Source organism: Coprobacter fastidiosus, from assembly GCF_982245605.1.
In genome coordinates, this window is record NZ_CEVCIF010000030.1 from 16,699 (window position 1) to 37,236 (window position 20,538).

Sequence of the window (20,538 nt, forward strand, 5' to 3'; positions counted from 1 at the left end):
ACAAATACAGCAAAATGACTTTCAAGTACGACGTAATTGTTGTTGGAGCCGGACACGCCGGATGCGAGGCTGCTTGTGCAGCCGCAAATTTAGGTTCAAAAACCCTGCTCATTACAATGGATATGAATAAAATCGCACAAATGAGTTGCAATCCGGCTATCGGTGGTATTGCAAAGGGACAGATTGTGCGGGAAATAGACGCACTGGGAGGTAACACCGGAATCGTAACCGACAAGACGGCGATACAGTTCAGGATGCTCAACCGCTCTAAAGGACCTGCCATGTGGAGTCCTCGAGCACAAAGCGACCGGGAAAAGTTCATCCACACATGGAGAGAAATAATCGAAAATACAGACAATCTGTATCTATGGCAAGATTCGGTAAAAGAGTTGGTCATAAAAAATAATACGGTAACCGGAGTTCTTACAAACATGGATGTCCAGTTTTCAGCAAAATCCGTAGTTATCACTTCCGGAACTTTCATGAACGGACTAATACATATCGGAAAGACTCAACTGCGAGGAGGTAGAATTTCTGAACCTGCATCGTACGGAATCACCGAACAATTATCTGAATTAGGAATCACTGTCGGGCGAATGAAAACAGGGACTCCAGTACGAATAGACGGGAGAAGCGTCCATTTCGAATTAATGACAGAACAACTGGGAGAAAACGACTTCCATAAATTTTCATATTTAGATTTTGAGCCGCGCAAATTAAAACAACAAAGCTGCTGGGCGACATATACGAACGAAGAAGTGCATCGGATACTCCGTCAAGGACTACCCGATTCTCCCCTATTTAACGGACAAATCAAAAGTATCGGGCCACGCTATTGTCCCAGTATCGAGACAAAAATCGTCACATTCCCCGATAAAACAGAACATCAATTATTTTTAGAACCGGAAGGTGAAACCACCCGAGAATTTTATTTGAACGGATTTTCATCTTCTTTACCACTGGAAATTCAACTGAATGCTCTGCAAAAAATACCGGCATTTAAAGACATTCAAATCTATCGTCCGGGATATGCGATAGAATACGATTATTTTGATCCGACGCAACTTTTGCATAATCTCGAAACAAAAAAAATCAAGAATCTTTTCTTTGCCGGACAGGTAAACGGAACGACCGGATATGAAGAAGCTGCAGGACAAGGTATAATTGCAGGAATAAATGCCCATATCAACTGCCACGGGGGAAATCCGTTCATTTTAGCTCGGAACGAAGCATATATCGGAGTATTAATCGATGATTTGGTAACAAAGGGCGTAGATGAACCTTACCGAATGTTTACATCCAGAGCCGAATATCGCATTTTACTTCGTCAAGACGATGCAGATATGCGTCTTACCGAAAAATCTTATAATTTAGGATTAGCTTCTACCCAAAGGCACAGTCTTCTCATCGAGAAAAAAGAGCATATCAATCATCTTATAGAATTCGCAAAAAACTATTCCGTAAAGCCTCAATACATAAATAGCGGCTTAGAGCAACTCGGAACATCCCCGTTAAAACAAGGAATAAAACTGATCGACTTAATTTTACGGCCTCAATTATCCATTTCTAAAATTGCAGAACTAATCCCTGCCCTACATAAAGAAATCGATAAAATCAAGAATCGTAAAGATGAAATCATAGAAGCTACGGAAATTCGAATAAAATATGAAGGATATATCGATCGTGAAAAAATGATTGCCGATAAAATATCTCGTCTTGAGAATATTCGAATAAAAGGGAAATTCGACTATAATTCGATAAAACAACTTTCGACTGAAGCAAGACAAAAGCTCGACAAAATCGATCCGGAAACAATTGCTCAGGCTGCTCGAATCCCGGGAATTTCGCCAAGCGACATCAATATTTTATTGGTATTATCCGGAAGATAACTTTTAGTTCCACGTGAAACAATAGAAAGAAACCCTTTAAATAAACAATATAAACATCAATAAAACAACAAGATAAAACAAACCATGAGCATCGAAAACATTAAAGAAAAGATCAGGGATGTAAAAGACTTTCCACAAAAAGGAATCATCTTCAGAGATCTCACAACAGTATTTAAAGACAAAGACTGTCTACATGCCCTTAGTGAAGAACTGACAAAACTATATAAAGAAAAAGGGATAACAAAAGTTGTAGGGATAGAATCCAGAGGGTTCATAATGGGCCCGATTATCGCCAACAATTTAGGGGCAGGATTTGTTACATTAAGAAAACCGGGAAAACTTCCTGCCGAAACATGGAGTGAAAGCTATGAAAAAGAATATGGTACCGACACAATCGAAATACATAAAGATGCGCTCAATTCAGAAGACATAATTGTATTGCATGACGATCTGCTGGCAACCGGTGGGACAATGCTGGCTGCATACAAATTAGTAAAACGGTTTAATCCTAAAAAAGTCTATGTAAATTTTATCGTAGAACTGGAATTTTTAAAAGGAAGAGATGTTTTTCCTCCTGAAGTAGAAATCGAAGCTCTCATTAAATACTAAATGGCAGAAACAACAAGCGAACATATTAAAAGCATCATTGCCCTCCTACCCGAAACTCCTGGCGTGTACCAATATTTCGATAAAGAGGGCAAAATTATTTATGTCGGGAAAGCAAAAAATTTAAAACGCAGAGTATCTTCCTACTTCAATAAAGTTCATGACTCGGTAAAGACGAATGTTTTAGTGCGGAATATTCGCGATCTAAAATATATCGTAGTAAAAACCGAAGAAGATGCCCTACATCTTGAAAACAGCCTGATCAAGGAATACAAACCCCGATATAATGTTTTATTGAAAGATGATAAAACATACCCATGGATCACCGTTCGCAATGAGCATTTCCCCAGAGTATTCTTAACCCGAAAAGTTATAAAAGACGGCTCTAAATATTATGGTCCGTATGCAAATGTGCATTTAGCAAAAACCGTTCTTGAGCTTATTCGTACACTCTATCCGATACGCACGTGCCCGCATAACCTTACTCCGGAAAACATTCGTCGGGGAAAATTCAAGATTTGTCTCCAATATCACATCAAAAATTGCAAAGGCGCATGTGAAGGCCTTGAAGAGGAAAAGACCTATTTAGAATATATTTCTCAAGTAAAACAGATTCTTAACGGCAATATACAGCAATTAAGCGAACACTTGTTACAAGAGATGGGGAAACTCTCGGAAAACCTGAAATTCGAAGAAGCTCAAGTCTTAAAAGAGAAATACCTCTTATTAGAAAAATACCGGGCAAAATCAGTCATTGTAAGCACGACAATACATAACATCGACATATTTTCTTACGATGAAGAGGATGATGCCGCATTCGTGAATTACATGCATATCCGCAACGGTTCGATCGTACAAAGTTTCACAATCGAATACAAGAAAAGGCTTGATGAAGCAAAAGAAGATATTCTTGCATTGGGAATCGCAGAATTACGTACTCGCTTTAAGAGTCTGTCTCGTGAAATAGTCGTTCCGTTTCTACCTGATCTTGAATTTGAAAATGTAGAATTTATCGTTCCTCAACGCGGAGACAAGAAAAAATTACTCGAAATATCGGAGCAAAATGTAAAACAATACAAAATCGACAAGCTAAAACAGACAGAAAAGCTTAATCCCGAGCACCGCAGCATGAAGCTGCTTAAAGAAATACAAAAAGAACTCTGCATGAATAAACCTCCTGTACATATCGAATGCTTCGATAATTCGAATATTCAGGGTAGTGACGCTGTTGCTGCATGCGTCGTATTCAAAATGGGTAAACCGGCAAAAAAAGAATACCGTAAATACAACATAAAAACTGTCGTAGGCCCGGATGATTATGCCTCGATGAAAGAGGTCGTCAGACGCCGTTACCAGCGCCTAATCCGAGAAGAAGCACCTCTTCCCGATCTCATCATTGCAGATGGAGGAAAAGGTCAAATGGAGATAATCAGAGAAGTAATAGAAGATGAACTGCACCTTGAAATTCCTATCGCCGGATTAGTAAAAAATGACCGACACAGAACCTCCGAACTTCTATTCGGGTTTCCCCCCAAAGTAATTGGAATAAAAGTTCAAAGCCAACTTTTCAGACTATTGGAACAGATACAAAATGAAGTACACCGGTTTGCCATTACATTTCATAAAGACAAACGAAGTAAACGCCAAATCGCATCTGCGTTCGATAATATAAAAGGCATAGGAGATAAAACAAAGACCGCCCTCCTGAAAGAATTTAAAAGCATGAAACGAGTTAAAGAAGCGAGTTTCGAAGAGATAGCAAGCATAATCGGTAAAGCCAAAGCCAAAATAATAATACAAAATCTCAACTCTCAACATTAATGAATAAAATAAACATAAGAAATTTTGAACAGTTTTTTTAGCATTAATCAAGTCTGATTCGGGAATTTTTTCGAGAGAGTTTTTTTGTTTTTACAAGAGAGATAGCAGTCTAAACTGACAAATGAAAACAGAAAAAGCAGACCGAAAGAAAAAGCAAAGATACCCTGATTGCATTTTTTATCGGAAAATTTAGACTGGCTCTTAAAACTTTATTCGTAACTTTGTATTAATAGAGCAATAAGAAGTCGATATGAGAATCTTAATACAACGGGTAAAACGGGCTTCCGTAACTATTAGCGGAAAAATAAAATCAAAAATAGATACAGGACTGCTGATTTTGGTCGGAATTGAAGAAGCCGACACAAAAGAAGATGCAGAATGGTTGGCAAAAAAAGCGACATCCTTACGTATTTTCGATGATGAAAACGGCATTATGAACCGATCGGTAAAGGATATTGGCGGATCAGTACTCATTGTAAGCCAATTTACTTTGCACGCATCAACCAAAAAAGGAAATCGTCCCTCATATATCAAAGCGGCAAAACACGAGCATGCAATACCTATGTACGAAGCCTTATGTCACTACACAGAACAAGAAATCGGAAAATCCGTAGCGACAGGAGAATTTGGTGCCGACATGCAAGTAGAATTGGTCAACGACGGACCTGTAACAATCTGGATAGACTCTAAAAATAAAGAATAACCATGACCATCGAAGAAGCTCAAATCACTGTAGATCAATGGATAAAAGAGTTCGGAGTAAAATATTTCAGTGAACTCACCAATATGGCGATTCTTACAGAAGAGGTAGGAGAAGTCGCCCGTATTATTTCCCGTAAATATGGAGATCAATCATTCAAAGAAAGCGATAAAGAACGTGATCTCGGAGACGAAATGGCCGATGTTTTATGGGTACTTCTATGCCTTGCCAATCAAACAGGAATAAACCTCACGGAAGCATTCGAGAAAAATCTCCTAAAAAAAACAAATCGGGACAAAGAGAGACACATCAATAATCCTAAACTATACTAATTATGGACAAGTACAACGAAGCTCTTCAAAACTACAACACCAATCTGAACGATGATGTAGTGAAACAAGAAGTAGAACAGATCCTTCGGGAAAATCTATCGAAATACAGCAATACGGATGTTTATAAATTCCTTTTCGGCTGTATAGATCTGACTTCCCTCAACACAACCGACACAGCACAACATATCACGAATTTTACAAAACGGGTAAACGATTTCGAAAATGAACATCCCGAAATGAATAACGTTGCCGCGATATGTGTATATCCCAATATGGCAGGAACAGTCCGCATGAATCTGGAAGTGTCCGATGTAAATATCGCTGCCGTTTCGGCAGGATTCCCCTCTTCTCAGACCTTTACCGAAGTAAAAGTTGCAGAAACGGCATTAGCTGTTGCCGATGGAGCTGATGAAATAGATATTGTGATCAATGTCGGGAACTTTTTAGCGGAAGAATACGAAGAAATGTGCGATGAAATCGAAGAAATCAAACACTCTTGCAGAGATGCACACCTGAAAGTAATTCTTGAAACCGGAGCGCTGAAAACAGCCTCAAACATAAAAAAAGCTTCTATATTGGCGATCTATTCAGGAGCAGACTTCATTAAAACTTCAACAGGAAAAATGGAACCGGCGGCAACCCTCGAAGCTGCTTATGTCATGTGCCAGGCAATCAAAGAATATTACGATAAAACCGGAACAATGATCGGATTCAAACCGGCCGGAGGAATATCTACCACAGAAGATGCCGTAAAATATTATTGCATTGTCGCCGAAGTTCTCGGAGAAAAATGGTTGGATAAAAAATATTTCCGTTTAGGTGCCAGTCGTTTAGCAAACAATTTGTTAAGCTCCATAGCCGGAAGCCCGGTCAAATTTTTCTAAATACAAAAAAGAGAGGGATACTTTTCCGAATAGAAGTATCCCTTTTTATTTCTCTCAAATATTCTATTTTCAGTTACTTTGTTCTATCGATCGTATAATCTAAAATAGCTTTTAGAGAAGTCACAACGGGATTTTCGCCAAAAGAAGCCAAAGCCGCATAGCCTTCTGTTCGTAAACGCTCCATAACCTTCTTAGCATACTCTATCCCTCCATGAGATTTTGCAAATTCGGTCAACTTATCGATATCCTTAGCGGATAATTCTTTTTGCCTCAAAATTGCCATTACCTCATCCCTTTCAACATCCGTAGCGTTCCGAACCGCAAAAATCAAAGGTAGAGTAACTTTGCCCTCCCTCAAATCATTTCCGGTAGGTTTACCAATAGTATCATCCGAAAAATAGTCGAACGTATCGTCCTTTATCTGAAAACAAAGCCCCAGTTTCTCTCCGAAAACCATTAATTGTTCGATAGCTTCAGAAGATGCACCATTCGATAAAGCCCCCATTTTCATACAGGAGATAAACAAGGACGCCGTTTTCTGACGGATTACATTAAAATAGGCTTCTTCATTCAAAACATGATCTTGAGCTATCGAAAGTTGGTCGATCTCTCCTTTCGCCAATTCCTGACCTAAAAATCCCAGCGTATTAATAACCTCCAGAATCCCGGTAGAAATAGAACGCTTCAACGCACAAGAGACAAAATAATCACCTACCAGCACTGCTATACGATTATCCCAAACTCCATTAATCGTGGGCTTTCCTCGACGTTGCTTCGATTCATCGACAACATCATCGTGTATAAGACTGGCATTATGCAAAAGTTCTATAGCAGCAGCAGCATCGATAGTAACAGCATTGATTTTCCCAAATAAACGGGCACTCAACAACACCAACATAGGACGTATTTGCTTGCCTTTCGTTCCGAGAAAATAATCAACAACGGTATTCATCATCGGACTGCTTGTATTCAACGTCTCTGCCAAAGTCCGGTTCAGAATCTCCAATTCATCAAGAATAGGCTGCTGTATAATAGATAGTTTATCCATATTATTTTAATGATGTGCAAAAATAGCAATAAAACAAAAGAATATCCATATTTATTGTAAATTTACCGGGAAATAAGGGAAATTTTTTCCCGATATAAAAACAAAGTACATTAAAAACAGCCTGCAAATGCAAGAAAAAAAGCTATTTTTACTGGATGCCTACGCACTCATCTACCGCTCATATTACGCATTCATCAAAAATTCGAGAATCAACTCTAAAGGAGTAAATACCTCCGCTATATTCGGATTTGTAAATACGTTGGAAGACGTACTGAAAAAAGAAAATCCTTCCCATATTGCAGTAGGATTCGATCCCAGTGGTCCGACTTTCAGGCACGAAGCATATGAGCTTTATAAAGCACAGAGAGAAGAAACTCCGGAGGTAATAAGACAATCCGTACCTATTATAAAAGAAATTATCAAAGCCTACAATATACCTATCATAGAAGTTCCCGGTTTCGAAGCCGATGATGTCATAGGCACACTGGCCAAGCTGGCTGAAAAAGAAGGGTTCGATACGTATATGATGACCCCGGATAAAGACTACGGGCAATTGGTCAGTCCTCACATTTTTATCTACAAACCCAAATTCGGAGGAGGAGATTTCGAAGTACGCGGAGTTGAAGAAATAAAACAAAAATTCTCCATCGAACGTCCTGAACAGGTTATCGATATACTCGGGCTTATGGGCGATGCGTCAGACAATATCCCGGGATGTCCCGGCGTAGGAGAAAAAACAGCGATAAAACTGGTCAATGAATTCGGCTCTATCGAAAATTTACTTTGCTGTACCGATCAGTTGAAGGGTGCGTTACGCAAAAAAGTAGAAGAAAACAAACAACAAATAGAATTTTCCAAATTTCTGGCAACGATAAAAACAGACGTCCCCATAATTTTCAATGAAAAAGAATTATTACGAGAAGCGATAAACGAAACTCGATTACGGGAAATTTTCGAGGAACTTGAATTTAGAAATTTAGCAGATCGAGTATTAGGTACAACAGTTAATAAAACAACTGTTTCAAAAACACCTATTCAAGCTTCTCTCTTTGACGTATTTCCGGACGAGAATACAGAAGAAGAAAAATATTCGATTCTCAGTGAGTTAAAAACCATAGAACATGACTATCAAATAATTGATAATGAGAACAAAATATCTGATTTAATAACCGAATTAGAAAATGCGGAATATTTTGCTTTTGACACAGAAACTACCGGAATCGATCCGATATCGGCCGAATTGGTAGGAATGTCATTTGCATTACAAGAAAATAAAGCATTTTATGTTCCTATCCCGACAGAACGGGATAAAGCGAATCAACTTGTAAATAAATTTAAAAATGCATTAGAAAATACAAACTCATTAAAAATAGGTCAAAATATAAAATACGACTATATCGTATTGAGAAATTATGGAATCACTGTAAAAGGGAAATTCTTCGACACAATGGTAGCCCATTATTTATTGCAGCCCGAACAACGCCATAACATGGACTACTTGGCTGAAGTTTATCTCAAATACAAAACCGTACACATTGAAGAACTTATCGGTCCTAAAGGAAAAAATCAGCTATCAATGCGTCAAGTGCCGATCGAAAAGATCAGTGAGTATGCCGCCGAAGACGCAGATATAACACTAAAACTAAAAAATGTCTTCGAAAAGGAATTAAAAAAAGAAGGTCTCGAACCCCTCTTCTACTCCATCGAAATGCCGTTAATACGAGTATTGGCAGAGATGGAAATCACCGGAGTCAGAGTCGATACCGAAGCTTTGCGCCAATCTTCGATTCTACTTACCGAAAAAGTTCTGCAACTCGAACAGGAAATTTATCAATTGGCAGGAACAGAATTCAATGTCAGTTCGGCACGACAAGTAGGAGAAGTTTTGTTCGAACGTCTTAAAATCGATGAAAAAGCCAAAAAAACAAAAACCGGACAATATTCTACGACCGAAGAAATTCTGGAAAAACTCCGTTCCAAACATCCTATTGTAGGAAAAATATTAGAACAACGGGGAGTAAAAAAACTTCTGTCCACGTACGTCAATGCTCTGCCCGAACTTATCAATCCCAAAACAGGAAAGATACATACTTCATTTAACCAGACGGTAACTGCCACAGGACGATTAAGTTCAAGTAATCCCAATCTCCAGAATATACCCATCAGAGACAGTGAAGGACGAGAGATACGCAGGGCTTTTATTCCCGATGACCGATGCCTGTTTTTCTCGGCTGACTACTCCCAGATCGAGTTGCGCATCATGGCCGATCTCAGCGAAGATCCCAATATGATAGAAGCTTTTACCTCAGGCAAAGACATTCATGCTGCTACAGCTGCCAAAATATACAAAATACCGATCGAAGAAGTAACGCCCGATATGCGTAGAAAAGCGAAGACCGCCAACTTCGGTATTATCTACGGAATTTCCGTATTCGGACTTTCAGACAGGCTCAACATACCTCGATCTGAAGCCAAAGAACTAATAAACGGATATTTCGAGACATACCCCCATATAAAAGAATATATGGATAAAAGCATACAGATAGCCCGAGAAAAAGGGTATGTAGAAACGATAAGCGGACGCAAACGGATGTTACCCGACATTAATTCCAAAAACAGCATCGTACGCGGATATGCCGAACGAAATGCAATAAATGCACCTATACAAGGAAGCGCTGCAGACATTATAAAGATTGCCATGGTCCGCATTTTCGACCGATTCGAAAAGAACGGGCTAAAGGCCCGGATGATTCTTCAAGTACATGACGAACTCAATTTCAGTGTTCCTGAGAACGAAATAGAAATTGTTGAGCATATCGTAAAAGAAGAAATGGAAAATGCATACCAACTAAAAGTCCCTTTAATAGCTGATTCCGGTATCGGAAAAAACTGGCTCGAAGCACATTAACGATAACACAAGCTGTCTCATCCCTATATTTTGAGACAGCTTGCTAATTTTTCCTACATATCATAAATCATTAAAGAAGGAAAAACAAAAAGAGAAATACAACATATATATCTTATATTTTCTCTCAAAAGAAAAATAATTATAGAATTCTACAATTTCCAACCAGAAGTTCTCATTTGAATATTCCATAAACGGGCATATAACCGATCATTTTTCAGAAGCTCCTCATGAGTACCTTGCTCCACAATCCGACCATCGTCTAAAACAACAATCTTATCGGCATTTCGAATTGTTTTAAGACGATGAGCTATGACAATAACCGTACGTCCGGTTATCAACTTCGTAATAGCCCGTTGTACTTCCACCTCATTTTCAGGATCAAGAGAAGCCGTCGCCTCATCAAGAAGAACAATCTGAGCATCTTTCAGCATCGCCCGGGCGATACTTAGCCGCTGCTTCTCCCCTCCGGAAAGGGTACATCCTCCCTCTCCGACCATCGTATCATAACCTTTAGGCAACCGCATAATAAAATCATGACACTGAGCAGCCCGAGCAGCTTCGATAACTTCCTCATCCGTGGCATCGTCTTTACCGAAACGGATATTATTACGAATCGAATCCTGAAAAAGATATACATCCTGAAATACCATAGAAACATGGCGCATCAATGATTCAGGATCAAGAGAAGAAAGATCCAATCCATTCATTAAAACCCGTCCCGATGTAGGATCATAGAACCGTGCACACAATTTCATTAGCGTACTTTTTCCACTCCCCGATGGTCCGACAAGAGCCGTAAGAGCTCCTTTTTTCAATATAAGATCGATACCGTGCAATACCTCTTTATCCTGATATGCAAAAGAAACATTCCGGAATTCAATATCTCCTCCTTCAGGAGCAATATCTTTACCTTTCATTTCCGGTTCTTGCATCAAGTCAAGTATACGGCCTCCTGCGATAGAGAAATAGCGAAATTCTGCAAAATTAGTCAATGCAGACGTAAGAGGATCAAACACCCTAGAACCGACAACAAGAAAAAGAACAAATGTCGCTAATGACAAATCTCCTCCTATAAGTAAATAAGCACCACAAAGAATCATCAATGTCAACCCAGAACGTATCAACGTAACCGATAACAATACAAAAGGTCCGAGTAACGCCTCTTGCCGAATACAAGCTCGACGTAAATCGGCAAAAGCATCACGTAAACGAGTAAAACGTTCTCCCAACAAATTATATGCTTTCATTACTCTAATACCTTGCAAATACTCTTCCAATCGATTTCCAGCATTGATTTTCGCCTCTATTTGCCGTCCGCTCAAACGTCGTTGAACCCCAGTACTTACCCAAAGTACCAATATAGCAAAAGGCAACGCGATAAACATAGCCAAAGACATCTGCCAATCTATCCATAACAATGACAAAAAAGCCAACACAGGCATTACTAAAGCACCCATTAATTGAGGTAAATGATGTGAAATCCCCGTCTCTGCCATAGTAAAGTCGGTAATCATCATAGAAGAAATATCTCCCGGATCACGACGAGAAAGAAACCCTAACGATAATTTGCGCAAATGCTCAGCCAAGGCAATACGCCCATCGGCACTCATGGTATAAGCTCCGCGAAAATTGGCACGATATGAAGCCCTCTCAGCAACTATCATTATGAAAACATAAGCAACAAGAATAAAGAACAATGTCCACAAACGAGAAATATCAAGAGAAGTTCCGCTTCCGTCAAAGGCATGAAATATAATATTTATAGCTTCAATAGACAGACAAAAAGGAATAATGTTTACTAAATTGGCAAGGATCGTATAACCAACAGGTTTCTTTAAACGTTCCGGTTGCCCGACAGTTATATTTTGTATCGCATTCATAATTCTTTTATAAAGTTATTTTTGAGCAATAATACACAAATCTTCTTTCCGACGTTTATATACAGAAATATCCGTAAAACCCGATCGGGAAAGTAAAGAACGAAGTTCTCTTACCGGATGTATTGTCATCCCGTCTATCCGACTCGTCCATATTGTATTAGACGGATCACTCATTTCACAGCAAATCAAGAAAATTCCACCTTTCTTTAGTACACGAGCTATTTCAGTAAATGACTGCAAAAGGTCATTCCAGAAATAAATCGTTTCAAATGCTGTAACTACATTGAACATTTCATTCTCGTACGGAAGCTTTTCTACACTTCCCTGCTCTATAAAGCATCGTTTTCCGAGCAAATCCCGATTCTTTTTCCGAGCAAATTTCACACTTTCTTCACTAATGTCAATACCATAAACACTCCCTTCAGGACAACGTATCGACATCTCTGCAAGATTAGCTCCACCTCCACAACCGACATCCAATAAAGACCATTCGGGAGACCATTTTAAATAAGACATACCCCATTTGGCCAGCGGTGCATGTCCTTTATTCATCCCTCGTAAAATAATCCGTCCCCAAAAGCCTTCCGGTTTTCTTGTATTTTGGAGAATCTTATTAATAAAACTCTGTTTAAACATAAATACTACCCCCTAATTATTTATTCCCGACATTGAGTTCCCAACGAAAAGCATCGGTATAAGCATCCCACATTTGCCGGTAAACACCGGACATTGAGGTGAGCTCCTTATGCGTACCGATTTGCACCACTTTACCCTCTTTCAAAACGACGATTTGTTGTGCCGAAATAATAGAAGACAAGCGATGAGCAATTACAATTACGGTTTTATCCTTAATAAGATGCTGCAGTGCCCGTTGCATCTTATACTCATTTTCTGGGTCTGCAAAAGCTGTTGCCTCATCCAGAACAAGGATAGGAGCATTTTTCAGAATTGCACGTGCCACACAAATGCGTTGAGATTCACCTCCTGAAAGATACACGCCTTTATCTCCTATACGAGTTTCATAGCCATTCGGGAGATTCATAATAAAATCGTGGCACTGAGCAGCTCGAGCAGCATCTTCTACCTGCTGACGTGTTGCACCAGGACAACCTACTGCAATGTTTTCATATAATGTATCATAAAAAAGAAACGTATCTTGAAAAACAAAAGAAACAAGATTCATTAATCGTTCATTCGCAATATCTCTCACATCCACACCTCCGATTCGGATATTTCCTTCCGCTACATCCCAGAAACGGGGTATCAGGCTTGCAACCGTACTTTTACCAGAACCTGACGGACCTACCAATGCTGTAATCTCTCCTTGCCGCGCAACAAACGATACATCACGTAAAGCCTCTGTACGTGTTGCTTGCTCACGATTCTCATAAGAAAAACCGACATGATCAAACTCAATATCATAAGAAACAGGATTTTTTGCAACAACCGGCTCTGGAATCGGATTTTCGTCAAATATCCGGTCGATACGTTTCACCCCCTCATCGATTTCCCTTGTTCCGCCACCTAAAAACATCAGTTTATAAACAGGAGACGTAACTCCGGGACCCATCACAATAAAAAAAAGCCATACAGCAGCCAACGCCAGATTTCCAGAATTTCCCTGCATCAGTAATAAACCTACAGGAAGAACAAGCGTAACAATAGAATTAAGCAATACTGTAAACAAAACAAAACCTCGTTCATAAGTATCACAAACTTTTAATGCCCACTTTTTATATCCCAATATTTCTTTATGAAATTGACGGAAAGAATGCACACTTTGTCCGAATATTTTCACAACAGGCATACCCCGGACATATTGCACTGCCGAAGCACTCATTCTCTCTTGTGTATCGAAATAAGTCGCAGTAAACTCACGAGCTTTCTTCCCCATAAAATTAACATATTGCAAACCTATACTCATTATTATGCATGCCAGACAAACAGCAGCAAACCATCCGTTAAGCGAAAAAAAGATAATGAACATAAATATTTCGGTAGCCACCACATTCACCAAATCAGGTATAGTATGCGCGATAAAGGTCTCTATCTTTTCGATATTCTGTTCCATCGTTTTTTTTATTGCTCCCGTAGAAGATCCGTTCAAAAAACCTAAAGATAACCGTCCTATATGTTCAGACAATCTCACACGTAATCCGTATAATATACGGAAAGCAGCGACATGCGAAGCCATAAGTGCAACATAAAGCAGCAACAACCCGAAAACCAACCCGGCAAAAGCGGTCCAACCCCAATGTATGAGAAACGAACCATTTACCATATCAAGATCTCCCGCATTTACCAAAAGTTCATTCAGAACTTCATACACCGCCCAATAAGGAGTCAACATACAAAGAGCACTACCGGCAGACAATACTCCGGATAAGATTAACAACCCTTTCCGCTGACCCGCAATTTGGAAAAGACGACTTAAACCCTCTTTCTTTTTCATCTCTGTCATAAGTATCTGTTCTTAATTTATTTTTTTGCAATACCTTGATTTGCAACCGCATCTTGCATTTGTTTGATTTTTTCCGGATCACCTAAATAATAATCGCGAACAAAATTTAAAGACTCGTCAAACTCAAATACATAAGGCATAGCCGTTGGAATATTTAAATTCGCAATATCCGTATCCGATATACCTTTCAAATATTTAACAATACCTCTTAAACTATTTCCATGGGCAACGACCAGAATATTATCAACAACTGTCAAACGAGGAAATATTTCGCATTCCCAATAGGGAATAACCCTCATTATAGCATCTTTCAAAGATTCCGTTCGCGGCAAATCGCAAAGAGGAACATGAGAATATCTCACATCATTGATCGGACTCTCAGGATCACTATCCTTTAACGGCATCGGTGCTACATCATAACTTCGACGCCATATATGCACCTGTTCATTCCCATAACGAGCAGCAGTCTCACTTTTATTCAAGCCTTGGAGAGCACCATAATGCTTCTCATTAAGCCTCCATGACTTAAAGACCGGTATCCAATCCGCATTCATCCTGTCAAGGACACAATTCAAAGTTTTTACAGCTCTCTTCAAATAAGAGGCATAGGCCATTTGAAAAGAAATACCGGCTTCTTTCAAAAGATTTCCGGCTTCATAACCCTCCTCAACTCCTTTATCACTTAAGTCCACATCCGTCCATCCGGTAAAACGGTTCTCCTTATTCCAAAGACTCTCTCCATGTCGTAACAATACGATTTTTTTCATTTTACTTTTAAGTTTTAGAGCCTGTTTAAATTTTATCCGAAATAAGAATCTCTTATTACGATCAAAAAAATCAAAAAAATACTTCTATAAAATTCAAATCGGCTGCATTAATATTTATAGTTTATTTATTCTCGATACAGTATCCTAACATAGAACTGAACTTACAACTAAAACGAGGAAACAATCCCAATACCATTCCCATACCCCAGCGATGCGGGAAATGTCTTTGATATACTCCTTGATCAATAAGCTGCAAACGAGATTCCCATTGCTCTACGAGATGTCCATCGCTAATACCAGAACGGATCTGTACCTTATGCCCTCTAAGAGAATCCGGTTTCACGTGAAACCTATGCATCATACTTCCACATACATCAAACCAGATTTCTCCCCCTGAAAAACGTTCTGCTAAATTATGCAGCACCGAACGCACCTGATCTTCATAAAAAAACATCAGTACCCCTTCTATTATAAAAATAAAAGAACTTTCAGGGTGTTTCTCTTTCAAATCGTCCATCCATTTCGTTTCTAATAACGAAGCTGCGATATACTTATCGAAATCCGATTCCGGTATCAACTTTCTACGCAAATCGATCACTTCCGGCAAATCCAATTCATAAAACATGACACCACCATACTCTTTCAGTCGTTGATACCGAGTATCCAATCCGCATCCCACATTCACAACAACCGGTTTTATTTTATCGAAAATAAAACGTCGTACGGCATCATCAAAATACCTGCCTCTTACGACACAACCGATTTCATTCAACTTTGCACCATCAAACCTTGAATAATCATATTCTATACTCTCCATCAATTGTTCAGCCAACTCATCTTTCAGAACAGCATCCTTTCTCCTACCCTCTTTAGCCCTCATGTAAAGTGGTATAAGAAGAGTCTCCGCCACAATGTTTTCAAACTCAATTTTTTTTTTCATATCTTTCTTGTCTCAATAATTAAAAACGAACATTATTCAATTTCATTCAAAAAAAAGAGAGCCTATCTCTTCATAAGCTCTCTCCAACCTGTAACACAAAAAATCATATATTCCGTTATTATTTTTTCCGTTTCATCCGGTGTTCTCCTGTGAACGATCAGCTCTTCCAACATCGTAAACATCCAAACAGTATGCAAACGTATCGTAAAGTCCGAAACATCAATATTCAAATCCGGGTGTTTCCACTTCATCTTCAAAAAATAATCTTTCACCAGCATAGTCGAACGATCCGAAAAATCCTCTTTAAATCTCTCCAACGAAGTACCTTGAGACCTGAACAAAAGCAAAAACAACAAATCCCTGTACTTATTGACAATAGAAACATACTCATCTATAACAGACCGGAGATAATCATTCGTGAACATTTCCAGTATATCCGCACCCCTCTTCCCATGATGTTCGTCGAGCATTTCATAAAAACAATTCACTACAGGACGCACTATTTCATGAAAAATATCCTCTTTACTATCATAATAATTATAAATATTACTCAACCCCACATGGGAAGCTTCCGCAATTTTGCGCATAGGAACTTTTACATACCCTTTTGCATAAAACAACGGTGTCGCTGCAGCCAATATATTTTTCTTCACATATTCTTTTTCTGCTTGCATAAGTTCGATTTGACTTAACAGAACAAAATTAAAAAGCCGATAAGCATATATCAATACCTAAAAATCGGTATTTATCATCATAAAAATATCATTACAAAGAGTAGGCAAAAAATCCTACAACAATAACAAAAAGTACACATTATCCTCCGGCATTACCGGTATTTTTGCAACATAAAATAAACTTGTAAATTTCCTATATCATGAAAGATCGAAAACATATAATCAAAGCAAGTATTATTGTCCTGACATTCATCTTTGCAATCTCATCAAAAGCTCAAGTACCAGCTTTCACCTCAGCAGAAGGATTCGGAAAATTTGCAACCGGAGGACGCGGAGGGCAAGTAGTTTTCGTCACGACAACCGAGGATTATGCTACAGGAGAAACACCGATAGAAGGCTCTCTTCGATGGGCTCTCTCTCAACATCCGGAAGAACCTATCACCGTTATTTTCAGAACTTCAGGAATCATAAAATTAAAAGAAGAGCTGAAGTGTGCTCGAAACGGTTATACTTTAGCCGGGCAAACTGCACCCGGAGACGGTATCTGTATACGAGGAGCAAAAGTCAATCTCGGAGGATCAAAAAACGTCATCATACGTCATCTTCGTTTTCGAATAGGACTGAAAGATGACGGTACACATACCGACGGAGGATCAATCGGGATTGAGAACTGCGAAGATGTCATTGTAGATCACTGCACTTTCGGATGGTCGTGTGAAGAAAATATGACAATGTACGATAATAAACGCACTACGGTACAATGGTGCATTATACATGAAGGTCTATATTCGGCAGGACATATCAAAGGTTCTCGCAGTTATGCCACCCAATGGGGAGGGGACTTCTCTTCTTACCATCATAATCTGCTCGCCCACTGCCATAATCGCATGCCGCGTTTTAACGGTGCACGAGACGATCGCGAAACAAACGATTACAAAATTCTTACAGACTATGTCAACAATGTCATCTATAACTGGGGAAAAGCAAATTCTTGTTACGGAGGAGACATAACAAAAGGTGAAAAGAACGAAATCAACATGGTAGGCAACTATTATAAACCGGGACTTGCACGTCCTGCAAAAAGCAAATCTTATTTTGTACAAGCCTCTTACGGAGGGGATTCGTATCGTAAAGTAGGTCAATGGTATGCCTCTGGAAATATAATGGAAGGAAATGATAGTTTCACGACCGATAATGCCTTAGGAATCGATAAAAGCGCCTACCCGACAGACCTTCAGGAACAAGTCATTGTAGAAACACCATTTGAAATAAAAACTCCTTACCAAATAAAAACAGAAACAGCTTCCGATGCCTTTAAGAGTGTATTGGCAAAAGCCGGAGCTCATCCCTTAGACGAGGTAGATAGACGTATTATAGATGAAACTGAAAACGGAACGGCATCAGGATATGGGACATCAGAATTCGAATCGGAAACCAAAACAAGTCGTTATTACCAAAAAACATTAGGAATTATTGACGACCCGGCTGCCGTCGGAGGATATCCCGAATATAGCACCTATGGTAATATAACAGACAACGACAACGATGGAATGGATGATATATGGGAAACTGAAAACGGACTGAACCCTGAAGATCCTTCAGATCGAAATAAAATCACCGACAGCGGATATACAGCATTAGAAGCTTACCTCGCCCATTTGGCTGGAGAATATATTCCCTTGGATTTTACAGAAGGAATAGTATCCTCTTTTAAAAACGAGACGTTAACCATCTTCCCTAATCCGACAAGCGACCGTCTTTTTATCGGAACAGAACGAAAGCTCGAAGAGGCCAGAATTTATTCTTCGGAAGGGAAACTAATATCTGTTTTACCATTATATCAATGCGCCATTGTAGATGTTTCTCATCTCCCCACAGGCAATTATTTAATGATCCTTATCGACTCGGAAAAAGAACAAAATAGTGTTCGGTTTATAAAGAAATAAATATACCGATTAAGAACTTGTCTAAATTTTGTTCAGGTCAGTTTTAAAAGTTTCTTCCAAAGATGTTTTTCTGTTTTTACGAGGAGGATAGCGGACTATCTAACGAAGAAAAATGGGAAAACAGACCGGAAGAAAATGCAAAAATGATCGGATACAATTTTCTTATTGGAAAATTTAGACGTACAAATGTACGACTGGCTCTTTAGACCGGAGGCTCTTTACCGGCAGTAATATAGGCAGAAACAATATAATCATGCCCCGAAGCATTTTGATAAATATGCAATTCGAAACGAGCGGCAACAGCTGCCACATGTTCCATAATTTCGGCCTGTATAGATTCATAGCTCACCCAATTCTTATTCGCAGAAAAACAGTATATTTCAAAAGGTATACCATTCTCGGTCGGTTCTAACAACCGAGTCATCAATGTCAAATCCCCATTAACAAAAGGATGCTTACGCAAATACATAGCCACATAAGCTCTGAATAATCCCAAATTGGTTTCTATCGTTCCATTTACCAAGCCATTACTATTATCAGTATTCTCTACTTTCCCGGCAGCCTGCTCTGCCTGTTTCTCCTCAATATACGATTTTAAGAAATCTACGCTCTTTAAAGACTCCAATAACTCCGGAGTACAAACTTTGATAGATGTCACATCTATCGTAAAATCGCGCATTATCCGACGTCCGCCAGATTCCGCCATTCCCCTCCAATTCTGCAATGTTCCCGAAATCAATGAATAAGGAGGAACTGTAACAATCGTATTATCAAAATTTTGGACTTTTACAGTATTCAAAGTTATATCGATAACGACACCGTTCAACATACCTCCCGGCATCACGATCCAATCTCCTTTGCGAACAATATCATTTTGGGCCAGCTGCACTCCGGCGACAAACCCCAAAATACTATCTTTAAAAACAAGCATCAATACTGCGGCAAAAGCTCCCAATCCGGTAATCAACTTCATCGGGGAACGTTGCACCAAAATAGAAATGACAATAATAACCCCTAAGCCTATCAAAATACCTTTTACCAACTGTATGAGCCCTTTTAAAGGTCGATCCTTCATAGCATCCGAACTTGAAAATATCCGCCACAAAGCAGACAAAAAGGTATTGGTATAAACTAAAAAAGCAATTACCAAATAAATCCAACAAAAACGCTCTACCCATCCGATAAGCGATCTGTAATCGTCATATACCAAAGGTAACAAAGACAGCATAATCAAAGGAGGTAAAACATGCGCTACACCGGAAAAGACCCGCCGATCTACCAATACCCTAAGAATCTCATTTTTACTTTTCCCTAATATTTTCAGAAAAACGTAATGGAGGACATACCGCAATATCCAGGCTACAGCCCAAGCAAACAGTGCTATCAGAACTGTATATATAATACCTTCCATTTCATCCACTCTTCCGGTCTCTATACCCAAATCTCTAAGAATAGACTTTATCCACTCCAAAAGTTCACCGGCAAATTTATGCGATTTGTCATCCATAATCATAAACATTTTATCATGATAATAACAAAGAGAGAGAGGTACAAGTTCAACAAAAAGCCAAAGACAGAACTCAAAAGATCGTTTTCGAACGAACAAACCTGTTTCTATTCGTATATACCAAAAGAATGGTTATCTTTGCAGGTCGAAAGAATAACTGTTATTTCCGGTGTTA

General features: G+C 39.1%; 16 protein-coding genes. 8 read left to right on the forward strand and 8 right to left on the reverse strand.

The window, feature by feature from the left end:
* Nucleotides 1-14: 14 nt before the first annotated feature.
* The 6 genes from mnmG (at nt 15) to deoC (ending at nt 6,232) form a co-directional block, all read left to right on the forward strand.
* A complete protein-coding gene (mnmG, locus tag AC0UMU_RS08825; protein WP_122304286.1) occupies nt 15-1,889 on the forward strand; it encodes a tRNA uridine-5-carboxymethylaminomethyl(34) synthesis enzyme MnmG in 1,875 nt (624 codons plus the stop codon).
* 84 nt (nt 1,890-1,973) lie between these two features.
* Complete coding sequence (locus AC0UMU_RS08830; RefSeq protein ID WP_009318424.1) at nt 1,974-2,498, forward strand: adenine phosphoribosyltransferase; 525 nt, start codon at nt 1,974-1,976, stop codon at nt 2,496-2,498.
* Nucleotides 2,499-4,316 carry an excinuclease ABC subunit UvrC gene (gene uvrC / locus AC0UMU_RS08835; protein WP_022390206.1) on the forward strand — a complete coding sequence of 606 codons (1,818 nt, stop codon included), beginning with the start codon at nt 2,499-2,501 and terminating at the stop codon, nt 4,314-4,316.
* Nucleotides 4,317-4,566: 250 nt separating this feature from the next.
* Entirely contained in the window at nt 4,567-5,019 is a 453-nt protein-coding gene (dtd, locus tag AC0UMU_RS08840) for a D-aminoacyl-tRNA deacylase (protein WP_022390205.1), read from the forward strand.
* A 2-nt stretch (nt 5,020-5,021) separates the two neighbouring features.
* A complete protein-coding gene (locus tag AC0UMU_RS08845) occupies nt 5,022-5,348 on the forward strand; it encodes a nucleotide pyrophosphohydrolase (protein WP_009318419.1) in 327 nt (108 codons plus the stop codon).
* A gap of 2 nt (nt 5,349-5,350) precedes the next feature.
* On the forward strand, nt 5,351-6,232 hold the full coding sequence (gene deoC / locus AC0UMU_RS08850) for a deoxyribose-phosphate aldolase (protein WP_009318418.1): 882 nt from the start codon (nt 5,351-5,353) through the stop codon (nt 6,230-6,232).
* Nucleotides 6,233-6,305: 73 nt separating this feature from the next.
* Here deoC and AC0UMU_RS08855 read toward each other — a convergent pair whose 3' ends face one another.
* On the reverse strand, nt 6,306-7,280 hold the full coding sequence (locus AC0UMU_RS08855) for a polyprenyl synthetase family protein (protein WP_009318417.1): 975 nt from the start codon (nt 7,278-7,280) through the stop codon (nt 6,306-6,308).
* Nucleotides 7,281-7,407: 127 nt separating this feature from the next.
* On the opposite strand from AC0UMU_RS08855, the gene polA reads away from it, so the two are divergent.
* Complete coding sequence (gene polA / locus AC0UMU_RS08860) at nt 7,408-10,188, forward strand: DNA polymerase I (protein WP_288641099.1); 2,781 nt, start codon at nt 7,408-7,410, stop codon at nt 10,186-10,188.
* Between the two features lie 149 nt (nt 10,189-10,337).
* Here polA and AC0UMU_RS08865 read toward each other — a convergent pair whose 3' ends face one another.
* The 6 genes from AC0UMU_RS08865 to AC0UMU_RS08890 form a co-directional block, all read right to left on the reverse strand.
* Nucleotides 10,338-12,068 (reverse strand): ABC transporter ATP-binding protein, encoded by a 1,731-nt coding sequence (locus AC0UMU_RS08865; protein ID WP_009318415.1) that lies wholly within the window; start codon nt 12,066-12,068, stop codon nt 10,338-10,340.
* Nucleotides 12,069-12,083: 15 nt separating this feature from the next.
* A complete protein-coding gene (locus AC0UMU_RS08870; protein WP_022600130.1) occupies nt 12,084-12,704 on the reverse strand; it encodes a class I SAM-dependent methyltransferase in 621 nt (206 codons plus the stop codon).
* 16 nt (nt 12,705-12,720) lie between these two features.
* A complete protein-coding gene (locus tag AC0UMU_RS08875) occupies nt 12,721-14,529 on the reverse strand; it encodes an ABC transporter ATP-binding protein (protein WP_009318413.1) in 1,809 nt (602 codons plus the stop codon).
* A 17-nt stretch (nt 14,530-14,546) separates the two neighbouring features.
* The gene (gpmA, locus tag AC0UMU_RS08880) at nt 14,547-15,296 is read right to left on the reverse strand and encodes a 2,3-diphosphoglycerate-dependent phosphoglycerate mutase (protein WP_009318412.1); all 750 of its coding nucleotides are present in this window, start codon (nt 15,294-15,296) and stop codon (nt 14,547-14,549) included.
* Nucleotides 15,297-15,417: 121 nt separating this feature from the next.
* Nucleotides 15,418-16,236 (reverse strand): class I SAM-dependent methyltransferase, encoded by an 819-nt coding sequence (locus AC0UMU_RS08885; RefSeq protein WP_195596123.1) that lies wholly within the window; start codon nt 16,234-16,236, stop codon nt 15,418-15,420.
* 62 nt (nt 16,237-16,298) lie between these two features.
* Nucleotides 16,299-16,910 carry a TetR/AcrR family transcriptional regulator gene (locus tag AC0UMU_RS08890; protein WP_122304290.1) on the reverse strand — a complete coding sequence of 204 codons (612 nt, stop codon included), beginning with the start codon at nt 16,908-16,910 and terminating at the stop codon, nt 16,299-16,301.
* A 200-nt stretch (nt 16,911-17,110) separates the two neighbouring features.
* Here AC0UMU_RS08890 and AC0UMU_RS08895 point away from each other — a divergent pair, with 200 nt between their 5' ends.
* A complete protein-coding gene (locus AC0UMU_RS08895; RefSeq protein WP_288641093.1) occupies nt 17,111-18,856 on the forward strand; it encodes a T9SS type A sorting domain-containing protein in 1,746 nt (581 codons plus the stop codon).
* 202 nt (nt 18,857-19,058) lie between these two features.
* Here the strand turns inward: AC0UMU_RS08895 and AC0UMU_RS08900 are convergent, their stop codons facing one another.
* The gene (locus tag AC0UMU_RS08900) at nt 19,059-20,363 is read right to left on the reverse strand and encodes a mechanosensitive ion channel family protein (protein ID WP_009318407.1); all 1,305 of its coding nucleotides are present in this window, start codon (nt 20,361-20,363) and stop codon (nt 19,059-19,061) included.
* Nucleotides 20,364-20,538: the final 175 nt, after the last annotated feature.

What these genes read in the sequence shown, in the direction of transcription:
- AC0UMU_RS08870 (WP_022600130.1), bottom strand. Translation starts at nt 12,704, where the DNA reads ATGTTTAAACAGAGTTTTATTAATAAGATTCTCCAAAATACAAGAAAA.
- AC0UMU_RS08895 (WP_288641093.1), top strand. Translation starts at nt 17,111, where the DNA reads ATGAAAGATCGAAAACATATAATCAAAGCAAGTATTATTGTCCTGACA.
- dtd (WP_022390205.1), top strand. Translation starts at nt 4,567, where the DNA reads ATGAGAATCTTAATACAACGGGTAAAACGGGCTTCCGTAACTATTAGC.
- gpmA (WP_009318412.1), bottom strand. Translation starts at nt 15,296, where the DNA reads ATGAAAAAAATCGTATTGTTACGACATGGAGAGAGTCTTTGGAATAAG.
- AC0UMU_RS08890 (WP_122304290.1), bottom strand. Translation starts at nt 16,910, where the DNA reads ATGCAAGCAGAAAAAGAATATGTGAAGAAAAATATATTGGCTGCAGCG.
- AC0UMU_RS08865 (WP_009318415.1), bottom strand. Translation starts at nt 12,068, where the DNA reads ATGAATGCGATACAAAATATAACTGTCGGGCAACCGGAACGTTTAAAG.
- AC0UMU_RS08875 (WP_009318413.1), bottom strand. Translation starts at nt 14,529, where the DNA reads ATGACAGAGATGAAAAAGAAAGAGGGTTTAAGTCGTCTTTTCCAAATT.
- mnmG (WP_122304286.1), top strand. Translation starts at nt 15, where the DNA reads ATGACTTTCAAGTACGACGTAATTGTTGTTGGAGCCGGACACGCCGGA.
- AC0UMU_RS08885 (WP_195596123.1), bottom strand. Translation starts at nt 16,236, where the DNA reads ATGAAAAAAAAAATTGAGTTTGAAAACATTGTGGCGGAGACTCTTCTT.
- deoC (WP_009318418.1), top strand. Translation starts at nt 5,351, where the DNA reads ATGGACAAGTACAACGAAGCTCTTCAAAACTACAACACCAATCTGAAC.
- polA (WP_288641099.1), top strand. Translation starts at nt 7,408, where the DNA reads ATGCAAGAAAAAAAGCTATTTTTACTGGATGCCTACGCACTCATCTAC.
- AC0UMU_RS08900 (WP_009318407.1), bottom strand. Translation starts at nt 20,363, where the DNA reads ATGGATGACAAATCGCATAAATTTGCCGGTGAACTTTTGGAGTGGATA.
- uvrC (WP_022390206.1), top strand. Translation starts at nt 2,499, where the DNA reads ATGGCAGAAACAACAAGCGAACATATTAAAAGCATCATTGCCCTCCTA.
- AC0UMU_RS08845 (WP_009318419.1), top strand. Translation starts at nt 5,022, where the DNA reads ATGACCATCGAAGAAGCTCAAATCACTGTAGATCAATGGATAAAAGAG.
- AC0UMU_RS08830 (WP_009318424.1), top strand. Translation starts at nt 1,974, where the DNA reads ATGAGCATCGAAAACATTAAAGAAAAGATCAGGGATGTAAAAGACTTT.
- AC0UMU_RS08855 (WP_009318417.1), bottom strand. Translation starts at nt 7,280, where the DNA reads ATGGATAAACTATCTATTATACAGCAGCCTATTCTTGATGAATTGGAG.